The 21,345-nt window shown below is 73.8% G+C and carries 14 protein-coding genes and 3 pseudogenes; 9 read left to right on the forward strand and 8 right to left on the reverse strand.

What is annotated here, in order from left to right:
• Positions 1–60 precede the first annotated feature (60 nt).
• Together ACZ63H_RS30730 and idi are read left to right on the forward strand one after the other, a co-directional pair.
• A complete protein-coding gene (locus ACZ63H_RS30730) occupies positions 61–1,002 on the forward strand; it encodes a cation diffusion facilitator family transporter (protein WP_469870660.1) in 942 nt (313 codons plus the stop codon).
• A 198-nt stretch (positions 1,003–1,200) separates the two neighbouring features.
• A complete protein-coding gene (gene idi / locus ACZ63H_RS30735; protein WP_469870662.1) occupies positions 1,201–1,794 on the forward strand; it encodes an isopentenyl-diphosphate Delta-isomerase in 594 nt (197 codons plus the stop codon).
• A gap of 9 nt (positions 1,795–1,803) precedes the next feature.
• On the opposite strand, the gene ACZ63H_RS30740 is transcribed toward idi, so the two are convergent.
• Positions 1,804–2,298: an ATP-binding protein gene (locus ACZ63H_RS30740; RefSeq protein ID WP_469870704.1), complete on the reverse strand. Its 495-nt coding sequence runs from the start codon at positions 2,296–2,298 to the stop codon at positions 1,804–1,806.
• 257 nt (positions 2,299–2,555) lie between these two features.
• Here ACZ63H_RS30740 and ACZ63H_RS30745 point away from each other — a divergent pair, with 257 nt between their 5' ends.
• The 4 genes and pseudogenes from ACZ63H_RS30745 to ACZ63H_RS30760 all read left to right on the forward strand — a co-directional run bounded on the left by ACZ63H_RS30745 (position 2,556) and on the right by ACZ63H_RS30760 (position 6,721).
• Positions 2,556–3,311, forward strand: a complete 756-nt coding sequence (locus ACZ63H_RS30745; protein WP_469870664.1) for an enoyl-CoA hydratase/isomerase family protein — start codon at positions 2,556–2,558, stop codon at positions 3,309–3,311.
• Between the two features lie 83 nt (positions 3,312–3,394).
• Positions 3,395–3,520, forward strand: a pseudogene (locus tag ACZ63H_RS30750) (LPFR motif small protein); the annotation flags it as partial.
• A 109-nt stretch (positions 3,521–3,629) separates the two neighbouring features.
• Positions 3,630–6,059: a Tex family protein gene (locus tag ACZ63H_RS30755; protein WP_469870666.1), complete on the forward strand. Its 2,430-nt coding sequence runs from the start codon at positions 3,630–3,632 to the stop codon at positions 6,057–6,059.
• Between the two features lie 86 nt (positions 6,060–6,145).
• A complete protein-coding gene (locus ACZ63H_RS30760) occupies positions 6,146–6,721 on the forward strand; it encodes a DinB family protein (protein ID WP_469870668.1) in 576 nt (191 codons plus the stop codon).
• Here ACZ63H_RS30760 and ACZ63H_RS30765 read toward each other — a convergent pair.
• The gene (locus tag ACZ63H_RS30765; protein ID WP_469870670.1) at positions 6,718–8,358 is read right to left on the reverse strand and encodes an ABC-F family ATP-binding cassette domain-containing protein; all 1,641 of its coding nucleotides are present in this window, start codon (positions 8,356–8,358) and stop codon (positions 6,718–6,720) included. The two genes, ACZ63H_RS30760 and ACZ63H_RS30765, sit on opposite strands and share 4 nt — an antisense overlap.
• A 48-nt stretch (positions 8,359–8,406) precedes the next feature.
• Here ACZ63H_RS30765 and ACZ63H_RS30770 point away from each other — a divergent pair, with 48 nt between their 5' ends.
• Positions 8,407–9,174, forward strand: coding sequence for an FAD-dependent oxidoreductase (locus ACZ63H_RS30770; protein ID WP_469870672.1), 768 nt, complete (start codon positions 8,407–8,409; stop codon positions 9,172–9,174).
• 271 nt (positions 9,175–9,445) lie between these two features.
• On the opposite strand, the gene ACZ63H_RS30775 is transcribed toward ACZ63H_RS30770, so the two are convergent.
• On the reverse strand, positions 9,446–11,392 hold the full coding sequence (locus ACZ63H_RS30775) for a Xaa-Pro dipeptidyl-peptidase (protein WP_469870674.1): 1,947 nt from the start codon (positions 11,390–11,392) through the stop codon (positions 9,446–9,448).
• 178 nt (positions 11,393–11,570) lie between these two features.
• On the opposite strand from ACZ63H_RS30775, the gene ACZ63H_RS30780 reads away from it, so the two are divergent.
• Positions 11,571–13,058: a M1 family metallopeptidase gene (locus tag ACZ63H_RS30780; RefSeq protein ID WP_469870676.1), complete on the forward strand. Its 1,488-nt coding sequence runs from the start codon at positions 11,571–11,573 to the stop codon at positions 13,056–13,058.
• A 28-nt stretch (positions 13,059–13,086) separates the two neighbouring features.
• Here ACZ63H_RS30780 and ACZ63H_RS30785 read toward each other — a convergent pair.
• Both ACZ63H_RS30785 and ACZ63H_RS30790 read right to left on the reverse strand, forming a co-directional pair.
• Positions 13,087–13,694: pseudogene (locus ACZ63H_RS30785) on the reverse strand (PfkB family carbohydrate kinase); the annotation flags it as partial.
• Positions 13,695–13,776: 82 nt separating this feature from the next.
• Positions 13,777–15,243, reverse strand: a complete 1,467-nt coding sequence (locus ACZ63H_RS30790) for an amino acid permease (RefSeq protein ID WP_469870678.1) — start codon at positions 15,241–15,243, stop codon at positions 13,777–13,779.
• A gap of 223 nt (positions 15,244–15,466) precedes the next feature.
• Here ACZ63H_RS30790 and ACZ63H_RS30795 point away from each other — a divergent pair.
• Positions 15,467–16,162: pseudogene (locus ACZ63H_RS30795) on the forward strand (MerR family transcriptional regulator); the annotation flags it as partial.
• Positions 16,163–16,470: 308 nt separating this feature from the next.
• Here the strand turns inward: ACZ63H_RS30795 and ACZ63H_RS30800 are convergent.
• Genes ACZ63H_RS30800 through ACZ63H_RS30810 form a run of 3 tightly spaced genes read right to left on the reverse strand, consistent with a single transcriptional unit; the run spans position 16,471 to position 21,139 of the window.
• Positions 16,471–18,648, reverse strand: a complete 2,178-nt coding sequence (locus ACZ63H_RS30800; RefSeq protein ID WP_469870680.1) for a 3-hydroxyacyl-CoA dehydrogenase NAD-binding domain-containing protein — start codon at positions 18,646–18,648, stop codon at positions 16,471–16,473.
• 41 nt (positions 18,649–18,689) lie between these two features.
• Positions 18,690–19,904, reverse strand: coding sequence for an acetyl-CoA C-acetyltransferase (locus ACZ63H_RS30805; RefSeq protein ID WP_469870682.1), 1,215 nt, complete (start codon positions 19,902–19,904; stop codon positions 18,690–18,692).
• 44 nt (positions 19,905–19,948) lie between these two features.
• Entirely contained in the window at positions 19,949–21,139 is a 1,191-nt protein-coding gene (locus tag ACZ63H_RS30810; RefSeq protein ID WP_469870684.1) for a CaiB/BaiF CoA transferase family protein, read from the reverse strand.
• Between the last annotated feature and the right edge of the window lie 206 nt (positions 21,140–21,345).

A 21,345-nucleotide genomic window follows, 5' to 3' on the forward strand; every position in this document is an offset into this window, starting at 1 on the left:
GCCAATACCCCCCTCCCGTAGTTCACTGGCCGTCCGGGCAGGCAACGGAAGGCGGTAGTCATGGGGGCAGGGCACGACCACGGGCACGGGCACTCGCACGCGCCGGCCCCGGGTACGGCCACGGCCGCGTACCGGGGGCGGCTGCGCGTCGCGCTGGGCATCACGCTCATGATCATGGTGGTGGAGATCGTCGGCGGTCTGGTCGCCGACTCGCTCGCGCTGATCGCGGACGCGGCGCACATGGCGACCGACGCGGTGGGCCTCGGCATGGCCCTGCTCGCGATCCACTTCGCGGGCCGCCCGGCGAGCACCAACCGCACCTTCGGCTACGCGCGCGCCGAGATCCTCGCGGCCCTCGCCAACTGCCTGCTGCTGCTCGGGGTCGGCGGGTACGTCCTGTACGAGGCGGTGCAGCGGTTCGTGGAGCCCGCCGAGACCCGGGGCGGCCTGATGATCGTGTTCGGTCTGGTCGGCCTGGTCGCGAACTCGGTCTCGCTGATGCTGCTGATGCGGGGGCAGAAGGAGAGCCTGAACGTGCGCGGCGCCTTCCTGGAGGTGGCCGCGGACGCGCTGGGCTCGGTGGCGGTACTGCTGTCCGCGGCGGTGATCCTGGCCACCGGCTGGCAGCCGGCGGACCCGATCGCCTCCCTGGTCATCGGCCTGATGATCGTGCCGCGGACGCTGAAACTGCTGCGCGAGACGCTGGACGTGCTGCTGGAGGCGGCCCCCAAGGGCGTCGACATGGCCGAGGTCCGGGCGCACATCCTGGCACTGGACGGCGTCGAGGACGTGCACGACCTGCACGCCTGGACCATCACCTCGGGCATGCCGGTGCTGTCGGCGCACGTGGTGGTCAGCTCCGAGGTGCTGAACGCCATCGGGAACGAGAAGATGCTGCACGAGCTCCAGGGCTGTCTGGGCGACCACTTCGACGTGGAGCACTGCACGTTCCAGCTGGAGCCGGGCGGGCACGCGGAGCACGAGGCACGGCTCTGCCACTGACGGCGCCGCGGCCGGGCGGCGCGGGCCTCGCGCACGGCGGACGGCCCCCGACCGGTTTCCGGTGGCGGACGCCGGGCACGATGGCCTACCGGGTCACGGCCGCCGGTGCCGCGCCGCGCGCGATGGACGCGGGACGCGCCAGGGGCGCCGGATCCGTACGGCAGACTTGGGAAGCTGGGACCGAAGCGAAGGATGCGCATGCCGATCACACCCGCCACCGCGACGCACGGCTCGTCGGAGGACACCGCAGAGGCGATCTTGCTGGAACTGGTCGACGAGGACGGTGTGACGATCGGCACCGAGGAGAAGCTCGCCGCCCATCAGCCGCCGGGGCGGCTGCACCGGGCGTTCTCGGTGTTCCTCTTCGACGAGCGGGGCCGGCTGCTGCTCCAGCAGCGGGCGCTCGGCAAGTACCACTCCCCCGGCGTGTGGTCGAACACCTGCTGCGGCCACCCGTACCCGGGCGAGGCGCCGTTCACGGCGGCGGCCCGGCGCACCCACGAGGAGCTGGGCGTGTCGCCGTCGCTGCTCGCGGCGGCCGGCACGGTCCGCTACAACCACCCGGACCCCGTCTCGGGCCTGGTGGAGCAGGAGTACAACCACCTGTTCGTCGGCCTGGTGCAGGCGCCGCCCGCGCCGGACGCCGAGGAGGTCGCCGAGACCGTCTTCGTGACGCCGGACGAGCTGGCCGAGCGACACGCCCGGGACCCGTTCTCGGCCTGGTTCATGACGGTGCTGGACGCGGCCCGGCCGGCGATCAGGGAGCTGACGGGCCCGACCGCCGGCTGGTGACCCCGCCCGCTACGGCAGCGCGGGGGGCTTGAGCGGCAGGGCGGCCCAGATCACCTTGCCGCCGCTCGCGGTGTGCTCCACGTCGACCACCCCGCCCGCCTCCCGGGCCACCTCGCGGACCAGGAGCAGCCCCCGGCCGCCGGTCCGGCCGTGGTCGGCCTCCAGGGCGGTGGGGCGGTAGGGGTGGTTGTCCTCCACCGACACGCGCACCCACTCCGCTCCGACGGCCACCTCCACGGCGAGCACCGGCGACAGCAGCGCCGCGTGCCGCACCGCGTTGGTGACCAGCTCGGAGACGATCAGCAGCAGGCCGTGCACCAGGTCGTCGGAGGCCGGCACGCCCTGGCGCAGCAGCAGGTCCCGTACCGCGTGCCGGGCCTGCGGGACCGAGGCGTCCACCGCGGCCGCGGTGAACCGCCAGACTCCTTCGTAGGGCAGGGGGCCCGGCGGTCGCCCGCCGCCCCCCGCCGGGCACGGGCCGTCCCCGTGCCCCTGGTCGTCCATCGTCCGGTCGCCGTCCTCGCGCTCGATTGTCACCACACGTCGAGTGTTGGCAACGAGGCGCCGCCACCCGGATGTCTGAACACAAGTCGGCGGGTATCGAACGGTTTCCGACCGACCGCGCCCGACCCGGTCGCAGGGGGGACCGCTCCTGTCCTCCGGGCGCCGGTTCGCGAACTAGTCGGGTTGTACGGGTTTGCCCGGCCGTGCCGCCCGCTCCGCCGCCGGGGCCCCGGGGCGCCTCCGCTACGATCCGCCGCATGGTTCCCCAGCTGTCCCACGAGGTCGCCGGCTCCGTCGCCACCGTGGTGATCCGTCATCCCGCCAAGCGCAACGCCATGACGACGGCGATGTGGCGGGCCCTGCCCCCGCTGCTGGACACGCTCGCGGCCGACCCGGACGTACGGGCGCTGGTGCTGACCGGCGAGGGCGGCACCTTCTGCGCGGGCGCCGACATCAGCACGCTCCAGGGCTCGCCGCAGGAGGCACAGGGTCTCGCGGTGGCGGCAGAGGAGGCCCTGGCCGCGTTCCCCAAGCCGACCGTCGCCGCGGTGCGCGGGCACTGCGTGGGCGGCGGGGCGCAGCTCGCGGCCGCCTGCGACCTGCGGCTGGCGGAGGAAGGGGCGCTGTTCGGGGTGACCCCGGCGCGGCTCGGCATCGTCTACCCGGCCTCCTCGACCCGCCGGCTCGTCTGCCTGGTCGGCCCGGCCACCGCCAAGTACCTGCTGTTCACGGCCGAGTTGATCGACGCCGGGCGGGCGCTGCGCACCGGTCTGGTGGACGAGGTGCTGCCCGAGGGGGAACTGGACAAGCGGACCGCGGAGCTGACCCGGGTGCTGGTGTCCCGCTCGCAGCTCACCCAGGCCGCCGCCAAGGAGTTCACGGCCGGCCGCACCGACCGGGACGCGCACTGGGCGGCGCGGGCTCGCGGCAGCGGTGACACCGCGGAGGGGGTCGCCGCGTTCCTGGAGCGCCGGCCGCCGCGCTTCACCTGGACGGTGTCCGCCCCGGACTGAGTCACCGGGCCCCGGTTTCCCGGGCCACGGCGAGGTACCCGGTGCGCGAGGTCGCCCCGCCGAGAGGAGACCGTGCCGCGTCCCGTGCCCTCGCGGACGTCCTGCGTCGGATCGGCTCAGCCGTCGCGACGGTGGTCGCGCTGCCCTTCCGGGCGCTCGCCCGGCCGTTCGGCGGGGTCTCGCGCACCGCGCGCGGGGGCCGGGCCTGACGACCCGGCCCCGGCGCCCGGCGCCCCGCCGGGCGCCGCCCTGATCCCGGTTGCCGGTGTCACCTGCCACAATTGCCGCGCAACCCCAGTGGAGAAGGCGGTACGGGACGTGACCACACCCGGGTCCCTCGGAGCAGGGTCCATCGAAGGCAGGATCGCCGAGGAGCTCGGCGTACGGGAGCGGCAGGTCAAGGCCGCGGTGGAGCTGCTGGACAGCGGCTCGACGGTGCCCTTCATCGCGCGCTACCGCAAGGAAGCGACCGAGATGCTCGACGACGCGCAGCTGCGCACCGTCGAGGAGCGGCTGCGCTATCTGCGGGAGCTGGAGGACCGGCGGACCGCGATCCTGGAGTCGGTGCGGGAGCAGGGCAAGCTCACGGAGGAACTCGAGGCGCGGATCCGCGGCGCCGAGACCAAGGCGCGGCTGGAGGACATCTACCTCCCGTACAAGCCCAAGCGGCGCACCAAGGCGCAGATCGCGCGTGAGGCGGGCCTGGAGCCGCTGGCGGACGGGCTGCTGGGCGATCCGACGGTGGAACCGTCGGCCGCGGCCGCCGCGTTCGTGGACGCCGGCAAGGGCGTGGCCGATCCGCAGGCCGCGCTGGACGGCGCCCGGGCGATCCTCACCGAGCGGTTCGCCGAGGACGCCGACCTGATCGGCGAGCTGCGGGAGCGCATGTGGGTGCGCGGACGGCTCGCCGCGAAGGTGCGTGAGGGCAAGGAGGAGGCGGGCGCCAAGTTCGCCGACTACTTCGACTTCGCCGAGCCGTTCACCGAGCTGCCCTCGCACCGGATCCTGGCGCTGCTGCGCGGGGAGAAGGAGGAGGTCCTGGACCTCGTCCTGGAGCCGGAGGAGCCGCCCGAGGGCCCGTCGTCGTACGAGGGCCTCATCGCCTCGCGGTTCGGGATCGCCGACCGGGGCCGCCCGGGCGACAAGTGGCTGACGGACACGGTCCGCTGGGCCTGGCGCACCCGGGTGCTGGTCCACCTCGGCATCGACCTGCGCCTCAGGCTGCGCACGGCCGCCGAGGACGAGGCGGTGAACGTGTTCGCGGCGAACCTGCGGGACCTGCTGCTGGCCGCCCCGGCGGGCACCCGTGCCACGCTCGGCCTCGACCCCGGTTTCCGCACGGGGGTGAAGGTGGCCGTGGTGGACGCCACCGGCAAGGTCGTCGCCACGGACGTGATCCACCCGCACGTGCCGGCCAACAAGTGGGACCAGGCGATCGCCACGCTGGCGCGGCTGGCGAAGGAGCACGCGGTCGAGCTGATCGCGATCGGCAACGGCACGGCGTCCCGCGAGACCGACCGGCTCGCCGGCGAACTCGTCGCCAGGCACCCCGAGCTGAAGCTCACCAAGGTGATGGTGTCCGAGGCGGGCGCGTCGGTGTACTCGGCGTCGGAGTACGCCTCGCGGGAGCTGCCGGACCTGGACGTGTCGCTGCGGGGCGCGGTGTCCATCGCGCGGCGCCTGCAGGACCCGCTGGCCGAGCTGGTGAAGATCGACCCGAAGTCCATCGGGGTCGGGCAGTACCAGCACGACCTGTCCGAGGTGAAGCTGTCCCGCTCGCTGGACGCGGTCGTCGAGGACTGTGTGAACGGCGTCGGCGTGGACGTCAACACCGCGTCCGTGCCGCTGCTCTCGCGCGTGTCGGGCATCTCCGCCGGGCTCGCGGAGAACATCGTGGCCCACCGGGACGCCAACGGCCCCTTCACCTCCCGCGCGGAGCTGAAGAAGGTGGCGCGGCTCGGCCCGAAGGCGTACGAGCAGTGCGCGGGCTTCCTGCGCATCCGGGGCGGCGCGGACCCGCTGGACGCCTCCAGCGTGCACCCGGAGGCCTACCCGGTGGTGCGCCGCATGGTGAAGACCACGGGCCAGGAGGTGGCGTCCCTCGTCGGCAACACGGGCGTGCTGCGCTCCCTCAGGCCGGCCGACTTCGTGGACGACACCTTCGGTCTGCCGACCGTCACCGACATCCTCAAGGAGCTGGAGAAGCCGGGCCGCGACCCGCGTCCCGCGTTCCGCACGGCCACCTTCAAGGAGGGCGTGGAGAAGATCTCCGACCTGTCCGCCGGGATGGTCCTGGAGGGCGTGGTGACGAACGTGGCCGCGTTCGGCGCGTTCGTGGACGTCGGTGTCCACCAGGACGGTCTGGTGCACGTGTCGGCGATGTCCAAGACGTTCGTGAAGGACCCGCGCGACGTGGTCAAGCCCGGTGACATCGTCAAGGTGAAGGTCCTCGACGTGGACATCCCGCGCAAGCGGATCGCCCTGACCCTGCGGCTGGACGACGAGGCGGCCCCGCAGGGGCAGGGCGGCGGCCGGCCGCAGCGCGGCGGTGCCCGCCCGCCCCAGCAGCGGCAGGGCGGCGGCCAGGGCCAGGGACAGGGCCAGGGACAGCGGAAGGGCGGCGGCCAGGGACAGCGGCAGGGCCGGGGCGGCGGCGACCGCGGCGGGCGCCAGGCCGCCGCGCCCGCCAACGGCGCGATGGCGGACGCCCTGCGCCGCGCGGGGCTGCTGGACCCGAAGAAGCGCTGACGGCACGGGCTCCGGGGCCGGGCGGGAGAGCCGCCCGGCCCCGGAAAACCCGTGGACGAGGATCATCCGGCCGTCAGACTCTTCGCATGACGCCATCCGATCCGAAAGCCGACCTCCAGGTGTATCTCCAGGACGCACGGGACGTGCTGCTCTGGAAGCTCGACGGCCTCGCGGAGTACGACATCCGGCGCCCGCTGACGCCCACCGGCACCAACCTGCTGGGCCTGGTCAAGCATCTGGCGGGTGCCGAGGCCCTGTACTTCGGCGCGGCCTTCGGCCGGCCCTTCACCGGTACGCCCCTGTGGATCACCGGTGACGCCGAGCCGGACTCGGACCTGTGGGCGCGGGCCGACGAGAGCCGCGAGGAGATCACCGAGCGGTACCGGCGGGCCTGCGCGCACGCGGACGAGACCATCGCGGCGCTCCCCCTGGACGCGGTCGGCCGGGTGCCGGGCGCGCCCGGGGAGATCACCCTGCACCGGACGCTGACCCACATGGTCGCCGAGACCCAGCGGCACGCCGGTCACGCGGACATCGTGCGCGAGCTGATCGACGGGGCCGCGGGCCAGCGGCCCGACGGCCTCAACGTCGCGCCCCACGACCCGGACCACCACGCCCGGGTCGAGCGGGCGGCGAAGCAGGCGGCCGGGGACGGGGCCTAGCGCTCCGTCACCTTGCCGTCCGCCACCTCCAGGCGCCGGGTCACCCGGACCGCGTCCAGCATGCGCCGGTCGTGGGTGACCAGCAGCAGGGTGCCCTCGTAGGCGTCGAGGGCCGACTCCAGCTGCTCGATGGCCGGCAGGTCCAGGTGGTTCGTCGGCTCGTCCAGGACCAGGAGGTTCACGCCCCGGCCCTGGAGCAGGGCGAGGGCGGCGCGGGTGCGTTCGCCCGGGGAGAGGGTCTCGGCGGGCCGCAGCACGTGCTCGGACTTCAGGCCGAACTTGGCCAGCAGGGTGCGGACCTCCACCGGCTCGGTGTCGGGCACGGCCGCGCGGAAGGCGTCGAGCAGGTCCTCGGGGCCGTGGAACAGCCGCCGGGCCTGGTCGACCTCGCCGACCAGCACCCCGGAGCCGAGGGCCGCGTGCCCGGCGTCGAGCGGGATCCGGCCCAGCAGGGCGCCGAGCAGGGTGGACTTGCCGGCGCCGTTGGCTCCCGTCACCGCCATCCGGTCCGCCCAGTCGACCTGGAGCGACACCGGTCCGAAGGTGAAGCCGCCGCGCCGCACCTCGGCGTCCCGCAGCGTCGCCACGACCGCGCCCGACCGCGGGGCGGACGCGATCTCCATGCGCAGCTCCCACTCCTTGCGGGGCTCCTCGACCACCTCCAGGCGCTCGATCATGCGCTGGGTCTGCCGGGCCTTGGCGGCCTGCTTCTCGCTGGCCTCGCTGCGGAACTTGCGGCCGATCTTGTCGTTGTCGCTCCCCGCCTTCCGGCGGGCGTTCTTCACGCCCTTGTCCATCCAGGACCGCTGCGTCTGGGCGCGTTCCTGGAGGGCGCCCCTCTTGTCGGCGTACTCCTCGAACTCCTCGCGGGCGTGCCGGCGGGCCACCTCGCGCTCCTCCAGGTAGGCCGCGTAGCCGCCGCCGTAGAGGTTGACCTGCCGCTGGGCGAGGTCGAGTTCGAGGACCTTGGTGACCGTGCGGGTGAGGAACTCGCGGTCGTGGCTGACGACGACGGTGCCCGCGCGCAGACCGGTGACGAACCGTTCCAGGCGCTCCAGGCCGTCCAGGTCCAGGTCGTTGGTGGGCTCGTCCAGCAGGAAGACGTCGTAGCGGGACAGCAGCAGGGAGGCGAGGCCGGCGCGGGCCGCCTGGCCGCCGGACAGGGCGGTCATCGGCTGGTCGAGGTCGACCGCCAGACCGAGGGAGTCGGTGACCTCCTCGGCGCGTTCCTCCAGGTCGGCGCCGCCGAGTCCGAGCCAGCGCTCCAGGGCGGCGGCGTAGGCGTCGTCGGCGCCGGGGGCGCCGTCGACCAGTGCCTGGGTGGCCTCGTCCATGGTGCGCTGGGCGGCGGCGACGCCGGTGCGGCGGGCCAGGAACTCCCGGACGGTCTCGCCGGGCCGGCGCTCCGGCTCCTGCGGCAGGTGGCCGACGGTCGCGGCCGGCGGGGACAGCCTCAGTTCGCCCTGCTCGGGCGGGGTGAGCCCGGCGAGGATGCGCAGCAGGGTCGACTTGCCCGCGCCGTTGGCGCCGACCAGCCCGATCACGTCGCCGGGCGCGACGACCAGGTCGAGCCCGGAGAAGAGGGGCCGGTCGCCGTGTCCGGCGGCGAGGTTCTTGGCAACGAGGGTGGCAGTCATCAGGAGGCCGATCCTAACGGCGGCGCGCGCGGGGCCTATCGTCCTGGCGTGGACACCGAGGCGAGTGACGAAGTGATCGTGGTCGGGGGCGGCGTCGTCGGACTGACGACGGCCGTGCTGCTGGCCGAGTCGGGGCGGCGGGTACGGGTGTGGGGGCGGGAGCCGGCCGAGCGGACCGCCTCGGCGGTCGCCGGCGGCCTGTGGTGGCCGTACCGCATCCAGCCGGAGCGGCTGGTCGGCGCCTGGGCCCTGGAGTCCCTGCGCGTCCACCGGGAGCTGGCGGCCCGGCCGGAGGAGACCGGGGGCACGGTGGAGGTCCGTACGGTGACCGACCTGGCGGCCGTGCCCGCCGCCGTGGTGGTCAACTGCACGGGTCTCGGGGCCCGCGCCCTGGTGCCGGACCCTGCGGTGCGGCCTGTGCGGGGGCAGCTGGTCGTGGTGGAGAACCCGGGCGTCACCGAGTGGTTCACCGCCGTCGACGACTCCACGGCCGCGTCCACGTACGTCATCCCGCAGCCGGACCGGCTGCTGCTGGGCGGTACGGCGGAGGAGGACGACTGGAACCCGGAGCCGGACCCCGCGACCGCCGCGGCGATCGTCGCCCGCTGCGCGGCCGTCCGGCCCGAGGTCGCCGGTGCCCGCGTGCTCGCCCACCTGGTGGGCCTGCGCCCGGCCCGGAAGGCGGTGCGCCTGGAGCGCCGGGCCCTGCCGGACGGGCGCGTCCTCGTCCACAACTACGGCCACGGCGGCGCCGGCGTGACGGTGGCCTGGGGCTGTGCCCGGGAGGCGGCGGAGCTGGCGTTCCCGGCCGGCTGAGCGCCTTCGCCCGGAGGGGCGGGCCGGTCCCTCCGAGGTCCTGGGCCGCCGTGACGTGGAGGGGCCGGCGTTCCCCGGTGGGCTGGGCGAGGGGGCCGGCGCTTCGGCCGAGCCGGGCGGCGGCCCCCGGGCGCGCGGGGAACCGCGCGCCCGGCCCACGACGGCCCGCGGCCCGGCTCACGACGGTCGGCGGCCGGACACGCGCGTTCCGGGCCGGCCGGGCGGCGGCTCCCCCAGGGCGCGGGGAACCGTCCTCGGACCGGCCGGGCCCTCAGCCGACCGGTACGTGCAGGCCGGCCCGCGGCGGCGACACCCCCTCCAGCGCCGCCGGCGCCGGCACCCCCGCGCCGCCGGACGCGGCCCGGGCGAACGCCGCGGCCCCGCCCACCAACGGCACCTTCGCCGTCGTACGGGACAGGTCCACGGTGAGCGTCGGCCGGGTGGACGGCGGTTCGAGGAGGTCCTTGTCCGTGCCCGCGACGATCAGCGCCAGCCGGTGCCCCGCGGGCACGACGTGGTCGGTGGTCCCCAGCCGGAGGGTCATCGTGTAGGCCCTGCCCGGGGTGAGCGGGACGCCCTTCGTCGCCGAGGCGTGGTGCCCGAGGTCGGCCCAGCCGCGGCTGACCACGGTGTAGCCGACCGCCGCCGTCTTCGCCCGGGTCTCCTTGAAGCAGGCGCTGTCCCCGGCCGTGCTCGCGCCCCAGCAGGTGCGCTCGGCGAGGGTGGTGATGCCCTCGGCCGGGTCGGCGTAGTCGCGGATGGTGTCCGGGCCGACGTCGACGAGGACGGCGGACAGGTGGGCGGAGCGGGTGGTCGGGGTCGCGGTGACCGTCACCCCGGCGGACCCGGCCAGCCTGAGGGGGCGGGAAAGGGGCGCGGTGAGGAAGCCGGCCTTCTCGGGCGTGGCCGTGGTGACGTGGGCGGCCCAGTCGGTCTCGCTCAGCCGGGGGTCGTCCGTGAAGGCGGCGGTGCCGTGGGCCCGGCCGAGGCCGAGCGTGCCGACGCCGGCCTGGCGGCCCGGGGCCGGGCGCAGCACGGTGGCGCGGGTGCCGGCGGGGGGCCAGACGGGGGTGGTGACCCACTGGTCGGGATGGCGTTCGACGTCGGCCGTCGGCTCGCGGTCGATGCCGTTGTCGTAGCCGAGGAGTTCGTGGTCGAACCAGCGGTGCAGGGTGTCGACCCAGGCGCCGCGCCGGAAGTCGAAGGGGTCGACGTGCCCGGTCTGGGACAGCCAGATCTTGCGCCGGACACCGCTGCGGGCGAGGGCGTCCCACCACGGGCCGACGTGCTGGGTGCGGACGTTGAGGTCCTGTGCGCCGTGCACCAGGAAGACGCTGGCCCGCACCTTCGCCGCGTCCTTGACGTAGTCCCGCTCGGTCCACAGGGGGGTTCGGTCGCCGTTGCGCGGGCTGCCCTCGGCCAGCCGGCGCTGGACGGCCGCGCAGTGGGCGTGCGCGGCGTCGCTCTCGACGCGGTCGGCGAGCTGGTCGGGGCCGCCGTCGTAGAGCGGGGCGCCCTGGGCGAAGTAGTAGTCGTACCAGGAGGAGATCGCGCTGATCGGGACGATGGTCTTCAGGCCCTTGACGCCGGTGGCGGCGACGCCGTTGGCGATGGTGCCGTCCCAGCTCTTGCCGATCATCCCGGTGCGGCCGTCGGTCCAGCCGGCCCGTACCGGGGTGCCGCCGGTGCGGCTCGTGTAGGCCCGGGCGCGGCCGTTCAGCCAGTCGATCACGGCTTTCGCGGACCGGATGTCGGAGGGGCCGCCGATGTCCACGCAGCCGTCGGAGCGGTTGGTGCCGGCGAGGTCGACGCCGACGAAGGCGTAACCGCGCGGTACGAAGAAGTTGTCGTAGAACAGCGGCATCCGGACGACGTGGCCCCGCGCGTCGTACGTCTTGAGCTGGCTCTCGTTGCCGCGCCCGCAGCAGGAGTAGTACGGGCTGGCGTCCATGATGACCGGCACCTTGCGGCCCTCCCGGGCGGGTTCGGCGGGCCGGACGATGTCGGCGGCGACGCGGTCGCCCTTGCCGTCGGCGTCCTCGTCGAGCCCCGTGTCCACCCATACGGACTCGCGGATCGCCTGGTCGTAGGAGTAGACCGGGGTGCTCTCCCGGGGCGCGGGGCGGGCGCCGGCCGGGGTGGGGAGGAGGGCCGTCAGGGCGACGGCGACGGCGGTGACGAGCGTTCTGCGGATCGCGGAGCGCGTGCGTGTCGGCATGCGCGGACGGTACTCCGGTCAACTCCCGCGCAAAAGAGGACTCTCCGGGCCGCGTGACGGCTGAATGGCGATCATGTGACAGCAGGTGCCATGGACAGGTCAGTGGTCACAGGCAATGAATAGGCTGCGGACAGAGCCTTTCCGAACGGACCCGTGGTCCTGACGACTTGGAGCTGACGTGCACCGCAGAATCATCGCGCCGGGCGCATTGGCGGCGGCCTCCGTACTGCTGGCGATCCCGGCATCGGCCGCGAGCTACACCACCGGCGCGCCGGGCATCGGCGACCCCTACTACCCGTACTACGGCAATGGCGGCTACGACGTCTCCCACTACGACCTGAGGCTGCAATACCAGCCGAAGACGGACGAGTTGCAGGGCACGGCGACGATCCTGGCGAAGACCACCCAGGACCTGTCCCGCTTCGACCTGGACTTCCTGCTGGACGTCAGCGAGGTACGGGTCAACGGCGCCAAGGCCGCCTTCACCACCTCCGGCGAGCACGAGCTGGTCGTCACCCCGAAGACCCCGCTGCCCAAGGGCACGGCGGTCACGGTCGTGGTCCGCTACAGCGGGGTGCCGTCGTCGAAGAGCGCCTACGGCTTCACCTCCTGGCACCGCACCCCCGACGGCGGGGTGGCCGCCAACGAGCCCGAGGCCGCCTGGTGGTGGTTCCCGAGCAACGACCACCCGACCGACAAGGCCACCTACGACGTGTCGGTGTCCGTCCCGGACGGAACCCAGGCCATCTCCAACGGCACGCTCCAGTCGACCAGTTCGAAGCTGGGCTGGACCCGTTACAACTGGCGGCAGAACAAGCCGCAGGCCACCTACCTGGCCACGCTGGCGCTCGGCCGGTTCGACATCACCACCGGCACCTCCGACGGCGGGGTGCCCGTCCTCAACGCCTACAGCAAGGACCTCGGCGACAACGAGGGCGCCGCGCGGGCCAGCGTGGAGCGCACCGGGGAGATCGTGGACTGGCTGAGCGGCTACTTCGGTCCGTATCCGTTCTCCTCGGCCGGCGGGTACGTGCCGAACACCACCACCGGGTACGCGCTGGAGACGCAGACCCGCGTCTACTACAGCCCGCGGCAGTTCGCGAACGGCGCCAACACCTCCGTGGTCGTGCACGAGCTGGCCCACCAGTGGTACGGCGACTACGTGTCGGTCAAGGGCTGGAAGGACATCTGGGTCAACGAGGGCTTCGCCCGCTACGCCCAGTGGCTGTGGTCCGAGCACGAGGGCGAGGGCACCGCGCAGCAGCTGGCCGACTACGTGTACGCCTCGCACCCGGCGGACGACGCGTTCTGGACGATCGCGCCCGGCGACCCGGGCCCGGACAACCAGTTCGCCGGCGCCGTCTACGACCGGGGTGCCCTCGCCATCCAGGCGCTGCGCAACGAGATCGGCGACGACGCGTTCTTCGCCGTCCTGAAGGGCTGGCCGAAGGAGCACGCCTACGGCAACGCGTCGGTGGCCGACTTCCAGCGGTACGCCGAGCGGGTGTCCGGCAAGCCGCTGGCCGCGCTGTTCGACACCTGGCTGTTCCAGCCGACGAAGCCGGTCGCGCCCTCGGCCCGCGCCCTGCTGAAGTCGGGTGCGGCGGTGGCGCAGCCGAAGTCGTGGAAGAAGATCGAGGCGACGAACGAGGTCCACGCGCACTGACCCGGCCGGCCCCTGGGGCCCCGGTGCCTCAGGGGCCCGGTACGGCCGCCCGCCGCAGCAGTTCCTCCCGGCCCACCGCGTCCGCGCGGTGGGCCGGGAGGGCGCGGGGGCAGGCACCCGCGAGGGCGCCGTACCGGGCGCAGCGCCCGGGCGGCTCGCCGGCGAGCCGCCCGTAGGGGAACGCGGCGGCGGAGGCGTCGCCCGCGCCGCTGGAGTCCACCACCGGCGCGGGCGGGCCCGCCGCCGGGACGCGGGCCGGCTCGCCGTCGGCCGGCAGGAGGGCGCCCTCGGCGCCGGCGACGACGGTCCGGGTCCGGCCGCGTACGCGAACGGCTCGTGGCACGGGTTCCCGCCGTCCCAGCCGTGCAGGTCCGTGGCGAGCGGCGCACCGGTCTCCCGCAGGACGGGCAGGGCGTGGGCGCGGGGCCGGGTGACGGTCACGTGCACAGGGCGGCCCGCGGCGGCCGGCGCCCGCACGATGGCCTCCGGGAAGCGCTCCGCGGGCTGGGCGCGGGTGGTGCCGTACAGCGACAGGCGGCGGCCGTCCGGCCCGACGAGGTTGACCGCCCGCTTGGTCCCGGCCGGCTGCGGCAGGGCGGTCAGGGTGATGCCGTGCTCGTGGTGCAGCGCCCGGACGGCGCGGTGGCGCCAGCCGGGACGTGTGCGGTCTCCGGCGTGACGCCACCGCAGGGGATGCCCCCGACGGGGGCGGCGGGGTTTACCCGGGCAGTTCGGACGAGGCCTTGGCCGCGTCCTTGGCCACCTGACGGCGGATGCCGAACCAGCCGACGACCAGCATGACGGCGATGACGGGGATCAGCAGCAGGGTCTTGCGGCCGACCTCCTCGTCGTTCCACATCATGCCGAGGCAGACCAGCAGGAACACCACCGTGGCGATCTCGGTGACCGGGCTGAACTTCAGCTGGAAGTGCGGCCGGGTGACCAGGCCGGCGCGGGCGCGGCGGACGAAGATCACGTGGCAGATCATGATGATCACCCAGGTGCTGATGATGCCGAGCGAGGCGACGTTCAGCACGATCTCGAAGGCCTTGCTCGGCACGAGGTAGTTCAGGCCGACGCCGAGCACGCAGACGGCGCAGGTCAGCAGGATGCCGCCGTAGGGCACCTGGCTGCGGCTCATCACGCGGGTGAACTTGGGCGCCGATCCGGCCATGGCCATCGAGCGCAGGATGCGGCCCGTGGAGTACAGGCCGGAGTTCAGCGAGGACATGGCCGCGGTCAGCACGACCAGGTTCATGACGTCGCCGGCCGCCGGGACGCCGATCTTGGACAGCACCGTCACGAACGGGCTCTGGTCGGCGGAGTACACCGAACCCGGCAGCAGCAGGGCGAGCAGCACGACCGAGCCGACGTAGAAGACGCCCACCCGCCACATGATCGAGTTCACCGCGCGCGGGACGACCTTCTCCGGCTCGGCGGTCTCGCCGGCGGCCACGCCGACCAGCTCCAGGGCCGCGTAGGCGAAGATCACGCCCTGCATGACCAGGACGACGGGCATCACGCCGTGCGGGAAGACACCGCCGTGGTCGGTGATGACGCTCAGGCCTGGCTTGCTGCCGCCGACGTCGTGCTGGGTGGCCAGCAGGAAGATGCCGATCAGCATGAAGCTCACGAGGGTGGCGACCTTGATGATCGCGAACCAGAACTCCATCTCGCCGAAGATCTTCACCGAGATCAGGTTCACCGTGAGGACGACGGCGAGGGCGATCAGCGCCAGCACCCACTGGGGGATGGCGGTGAACATGCTCCAGTAGTGCGTGTAGAGCGCGATCGCGGTGATGTCGGCGATGCCGGTGGTCGACCAGTTCAGGAAGTACATCCAGCCGGCGACGTAGGCGCCCTTCTCGCCGAGGAACTCGCGCGCGTACGACACGAAGGACCCGGAGGACGGCCGGTACAGGACCAGCTCGCCCAGGGCCCGCACCACGAAGAAGGCGAAGACACCGCAGACCAGGTAGGCCAGGGCGAGCGCCGGGCCGGCGTTGTGCAGGCGTCCGCCGGCGCCCAGGAAGAGGCCGGTGCCGATGGCACCGCCGATGGCGATCATGTTGACGTGGCGGGCCTTGAGGTCCTTGCTGTAACCGGCGTCGCCCGCGTCCGCGGGCGTCTGGGCCACCTGGGGGTGGGTGGTGGCCTGTGCCGGTTCCACGGCTTCCTTGCTCACGGGTGGTTTCACTTCCTGGTACGCCCGGGCCTGTGCGGGACCGGGGTTCGTGCAGGTCTTGGCCCGCACCACCCCTTGTGTCGCGGCACAGACCAAGGCAGCAGCTTCCCAGACGGAGCGGCCGCCAAGCGATGGTCCACGTCACACAGCGGTACTTCTCACACGACCGCCACGGGTTCCCGGCGGGTTTCACACCATTGGTGAGACAGCGATACTGCTGCACATGACGACCGACACCGGGGAGCCGACCCTGACGATCGACGAGCTGGCCGCGCGGGCGGGCGTCACGGTCCGCACGGTCCGCTTCTACGGCACCAAGGGGCTGCTGCCGCCGCCGGTGATCGGTCCGCGCCGGGTGGGCCACTACGGCCGCGAGCACCTGGCCCGGCTGGAGCTGATCGAGGAGATGCAGCGGCAGGGCATGACCCTGGCCGCGATCGAGCGGCATCTGCGGCAGCTGCCGGCCGGTCTGGGCCCGCACGACCTGGCGATCCACCGGGCGGTGGTCGCCTCCTGGGCACCGGACACCGTGGAGACCGTGTCCCGCGCGGAGCTGGAGCGGCGGGCGGGCCGGCGGCTGACCGTGGAGGACCTGGACCGGCTGGCCGCGATGAGCGTGGTCACGCGGGACGGGGAGTCCTTCCGCGTGGACTGCGGTCTGCTGCGGCTCGCGGTGCGGCTGCTGGACGTGCCGCTGGCGCAGGAGACGATCCTGGCCGCGCGGACCGTCCTGACCGGTCACGCCCGGGCGGCGGCGCACGAGCTGTCGGACCTGCTGCGCGAGGCCGTGGCGGAACGCGACACCCGGGATGTGCGGTCCCTGTCGGCCCACATGCACCCGCTCGTCGTGCAGGCGCTGCTCACCACCTTCCAGCGCTCGCTGCGCGAGGAACTGCGGCAGTGGCTGGACGCGGCGGAGAACCCGCCCGGGGCGGACGGCACGGCGGCCACGGCGGTGGCCGCTCCGGGCGCGGCGGCCACGGACGCGGAAGGGCCGGAGGGCACGCGGGGGCCGGGGAGCACGGCGGCCCCGCGCGCGGAGGAGCCGGACCGGACGGGGCGCCCGGCCGCCGCGCGCCCCGAACGGTCCGGGGCGGTGGACGCCACGGCCACCGTGCGCGCCGGGCAGCCGGACCGGAGGGACGCCACGGCCGTCCCGCGTGCCCGGGAGTAGGGCGGGGACGGCCGCGCGTGGCTGCCGGACGCGGCGGGGTGGGGCGGGAGGGCTCAGCGGGCGTCGGTGAAGGTCTCCCCCTGCTCCGCCTTCGTCACGAGCAGCGCGGGCGGGGTGAACCGCTCGCCGTAGCGCTCGGCCAGCTCGCGGGCGCGGGCCGTGAAGCCGGGCAGCCCTCCTTCGTAGCCGTTGATGTACTGGAGCACGCCGCCGGTCCAGCCGGGGAAGCCGATGCCGAGGATGGAGCCGATGTTGGCGTCGGCGACCGAGGTCAGGACGCCCTCCTCCAGCAGGCGCACGGTGTCCAGGGCCTCGGCGAAGAGCATGCGCTCCTGCATGTCCCGGAACGGGATCTCGTGGCCCGGCTTGGTGAAGTGCTCGCGCAGCCCCGGCCAGAGCCCGGCCCGCTCGCCGTCCCCGGTGTAGTCGTAGAAGCCCGCGCCGCCGCTGCGGCCGGTGCGGCCGAACTCGTCCACCATGCGGTCGACGACCGCCTCGGCGGGGTGCGCGGTCCAGGTGCCGCCGGCCTCCTCCACGGCCCGCTTCGTCTCGGCGCGGATCTTGCGGGGCAGGGTGAGGGTCAGCTCGTCCATGAGGGAGAGCACCTTGGCCGGGTAGCCGGCCTGGGCGGCGGCCTGTTCCACGGAGGCGGGCTCGATGCCCTCGCCGACCATGGCGACGCCCTCGTTGATGAAGTGGCCGATCACCCGGGAGGTGAAGAAGCCGCGCGAGTCGTTGACGACGATCGGGGTCTTGTTGATCTGCCGGACCAGGTCGAAGGCGCGCGCGAGCGCCTCCTCGCCGGTCCGCTCGCCCTTGATGATCTCGACCAGCGGCATCTTGTCGACCGGCGAGAAGAAGTGCAGCCCGATGAAGTCGGCCCGGCGCTCGACGCCCTCGGCGAGCGTGGTGATCGGCAGGGTCGAGGTGTTGGAGCACAGCAGCGCGTCGGGGGCGACGACCGACTCGATCTCCTGGAACACCTTGTGCTTGAGGGAGGTGTCCTCGAACACGGCCTCGATGACCGCGTCACAGCCGGCGAGGTCGGCCGTCTCGGCGGTGGGGGTGATCCGGGCGAGCAGCGCGTCGGCCTTCTCCCGGCTGGTACGGCCCTTGGCCACGGCCTTGGCGCACAGCGTCTCCGAGTACGCCTTGCCCTTGGCGGCGGCTTCGGGCGAGACGTCCTTGAGGACGACGTCGATGCCCGCGCGGGCGCAGGCGTAGGCGATGCCGGCGCCCATCATGCCGGCGCCGAGGACGGCCACCTTGCGCACCGCGCGGGGCTCGATGCCCCGGGGCCGGTTCGCGCCGGAGTTGACCGCCTGGAGGTCGAAGAAGAACGCTTGGATCATGTTCTTCGAGGTCTGCCCGGCGGCCAGTTCCACGAAGTAGCGGGCCTCGATGACCTGGGCGGTCTCGAAGTCGACCTGGGCGCCCTCGACGGCCGCGGCGAGGATGTTGCGCGGGGCCGGGTAGGGGGCGCCGTGGGTCTGCTTGCGCAGGCCGGCCGGGAAGGCGGGCAGGTTGGCGGCGAACTTCGGGTGGGCCGGGGTGCCGCCGGGGATGCGGTAGCCCGGTGTGTCCCAGGGCTGGCGGGACTCGGGGTGGGCGTCGATGAAGGCGCGGGCCTTGGCGATCAGTTCCCCGGGGGTCTCGGCCACCTCGTGGACGAGGCCGTTGTCCCGGGCGCGCCGGGCGTTGTACTGGGTGCCCTGGAGCAGGACCTTCAGCAGGGCGTCGGCGATGCCCAGCAGCCGTACGGTGCGCACCACTCCGCCGCCGCCGGGGAGCAGGCCGAGGGTGACCTCGGGGCAGCCGATCTTCGTGCCGGGGGTGTCGAGGGCGACCCGGTGGTGGCAGGCGAGGGCCAGTTCGAAGCCGCCGCCGAGGGCCGCGCCGTTGATCGCCGCGACGACCGGCTTGCCGAGGGTCTCGATGCGGCGCAGGTTGCGCTTGATGGCGAGGCCGCCGTCGAACAGCTCCTGGGCGGTCCCGGGGGTGACCCGGATGAGGTCGCGCAGGTCGCCGCCGGCGAAGAAGGTCTTCTTCGCCGAGGTGAGGATGACGCCCCGGATCGAGTCCCGCTCGGCCTCCAGCCGGTCGGTGATCGCGGCGAGGGAGTCGCGGAACGCCTGGTTCATGGTGTTCGCGGACTGGTTCGGGTCGTCCAGGACGAGGGTGACGACACCGGTGTCGTCCTGCTCCCAGCGGATGGTGGTGCTCTCGGTCATGACAGTCGTCTCCGTTGAAGTGGCTTGGTTCCGCGGGGAGTTCAGATGCGCTCGATGATGGTGGCGATGCCCATGCCGCCGCCGACGCACAGCGTGGCGAGGCCGTAGCGCTTGTCCTGGCGCTCCAGTTCGTCGACGAGGGTGCCGAGGATCATGGCGCCGGTGGCGCCGAGCGGGTGGCCGAAGGCGATGGCGCCGCCGTTGACGTTGATCTTGTCCAGGCCCAGGCCCATGTCCTTGGCGTAGCGGAGCACGACCGCGGCGAACGCCTCGTTGATCTCGACCAGGTCGATGTCGTCGATGGTGAGGCCGGCCTTGGCGAGGGCCTTGCGGCTGGCGGGGGCGGGGCCGGTGAGCATGATGGTCGGCTCGGAACCGGAGACGGCGGCGGAGACGATCCGCGCGCGCGGGGTGAGGCCGTGGCGTTCGCCGGCCTCCCGGGAGCCGATCGCGACGAGGGCGGCACCGTCGACGATGCCGGAGGAGTTGCCCGCGTGGTGGACGTGGTCGATCCTCTCCACCCAGTGGTACTTCTGCAGCGCGACCGCGTCGAAGCCGCCGAGGTCGCCGATGTCCGCGAAGGACGGCTTGAGCTTCGCGAGGGAGTCGGCGGTGGTGCCGGGGCGCGGGTGCTCGTCGTGGTCGAGGACGACCAGGCCGTTGCGGTCCCTGACGGGGACGACGGAGCGCTCGAAGCGGTTCTCCTTCCAGGCGGTGGCGGCGCGCTCCTGGGACAGCGCCGCGTACTCGTCCACGTCGCGGCGGGAGAAGCCCTCGATGGTGGCGATCAGGTCGGCGCTGATGCCCTGCGGCACGAAGTTGACGGCGAGGTTGGTCATCGGGTCGTTGAACCAGGCGCCGCCGTCCGAGGCCATCGGGACGCGGGACATGGACTCGACGCCGCCGGCCAGGACCAGGTCCTCCCAGCCGGCCCGGACCTTGGCGGCGGCGAGGTTGACGGCCTCCAGGCCGGAGGCACAGAAGCGGTTCTCCTGGACGCCCGCGACGGTGTCCGGCAGCCCGGCGGCGAGGGCGGCGATCCGGGCGATGTCGGAGCCCTGGTCGCCGATGGGGCTGACCACGCCGAGCACGATGTCGTCGATGCCGGCCGGGTCCAGGTCCGGGAAGCGGGCGCGGATCTCGTGGATGAGGCCGACGACGAGGTCGATCGGCTTCGTGCCGTGCAGGGCGCCGTTCGCCTTGCCGCGCCCGCGCGGGGTGCGGATCGCGTCGTACACGTACGCTTCGGTGCTCACTGGTGTGCCTTTCGGGAGGGTGGGCCGGGCGGGGCGGGCGGCGGTCAGCCGCGGTCGGCGGCCGTGCCGCCGGTGCGGGGGCTCTCGGTGCGGGGGCCGTCGGCCGGGCGGGCCGGCAGGCGCCAGTCCCGGGTGACCGCCGCGGTGTCCGCGCCGGGCCGGGCGGGGCCGGTGCGGACGGCGGTGGGGGTCGCGGAGAAGCGGGGGGCGGGGGCGGGCTGGGTGACGCCGTCGTGGTCGGTGAAGGTGGCGCGGGCGGCGAGGTGCGGGTGGTGCGGGGCCTCGCGCAGGCCGAGCACGGGCGCGACGCAGGCGTCGGAGTCCGCGAAGACGGCCGTCCACTCGGCCCGGGTGCGCGACTTGAAGGCGGTGGCGATCCGTTCGCGCAGCTCGCCCCAGCGGGCGGGGTCGGTGCGGGCGGAGTCCGGGTCCGTGAGGCCGAGCAGGCGCAGGAACTCCGCGTAGAACTTCTCCTCCAGGGCGCCGACGGCCATGTACGCGCCGTCGGCGGTCTCGTAGGTGCCGTAGTAGGGACAGCCGCCGTCCAGGAGGTTGGCGGCGCGCCGGTCCTGCCAGGCGCCGGCGGCGAGCATGGCGTGGATCATCGTGGACAGGTGGGCCGTGCCGTCGACGATGGCGGCGTCGACCACCTGGCCGGTGCCGGTCGCGCGGGCGTGGTGCAGGGCGGCGAGGACGCCGACGACCAGGTAGAGGGAGCCGCCCGCGTAGTCGCCGAGGAGGTTGGCGGGCACGGCCGGGGGCTCGTCCGGGCGGCCGATCATGCCGAGGGTGCCGGTGAGCGCGAGGTAGGCGACGTCGTGGCCGGCGCGCCGGGCGAGGGGGCCGTCCTGGCCCCAGCCGGTCATCCGGCCGTAGACCAGGCGGGGGTTGCGGGCGTGGCAGTCCCCGGGGCCGACGCCGAGCCGTTCGGCGACGCCCGGGCGGTAGCCCTCCACGAGGATGTCGGCCCGTTCGGCGAGGTCCAGGACGCGCGCGGGGCCGTCCGGCGCCTTGAGGTCGACGACCACCGAGCGCTTGTTGCGGTTGGTGAGGTCGCGGGCCGGGTCGAGGCCGAGGCCCGCGCCGCCCGGGCGGTCCACCCGGACCACGTCGGCGCCGAGGTCGGCCAGCAGCATGGCGGCGAAGGGGCCCGGTCCGATGCCGGCCAGCTCCACCACGCGCACGCCGGAGAGCGGGCCGGTGCCCGGCGCCGGCGGCGTCTGTGCCGTTGTCATGCGTCCAGCCCCCAAGCGAGTGTGACACCACTGCTGTAACACCGGTGATGCTAAGAACGTGTTCCATGGAGCACAAGACCTGAACGAGCAAGCGCTTAGCCAAGTGCCCGGCGCGTCGGCCACCACCCGGACGAGTGAACGCGGGTCCGTGTCGGCCCGCCGGCAGCCCGGCGCCGCCGGGCCCGCCGGGACACGTGCGCCGGCTC

Source organism: Streptomyces sp. NPDC104831 (genome assembly GCF_055583025.1).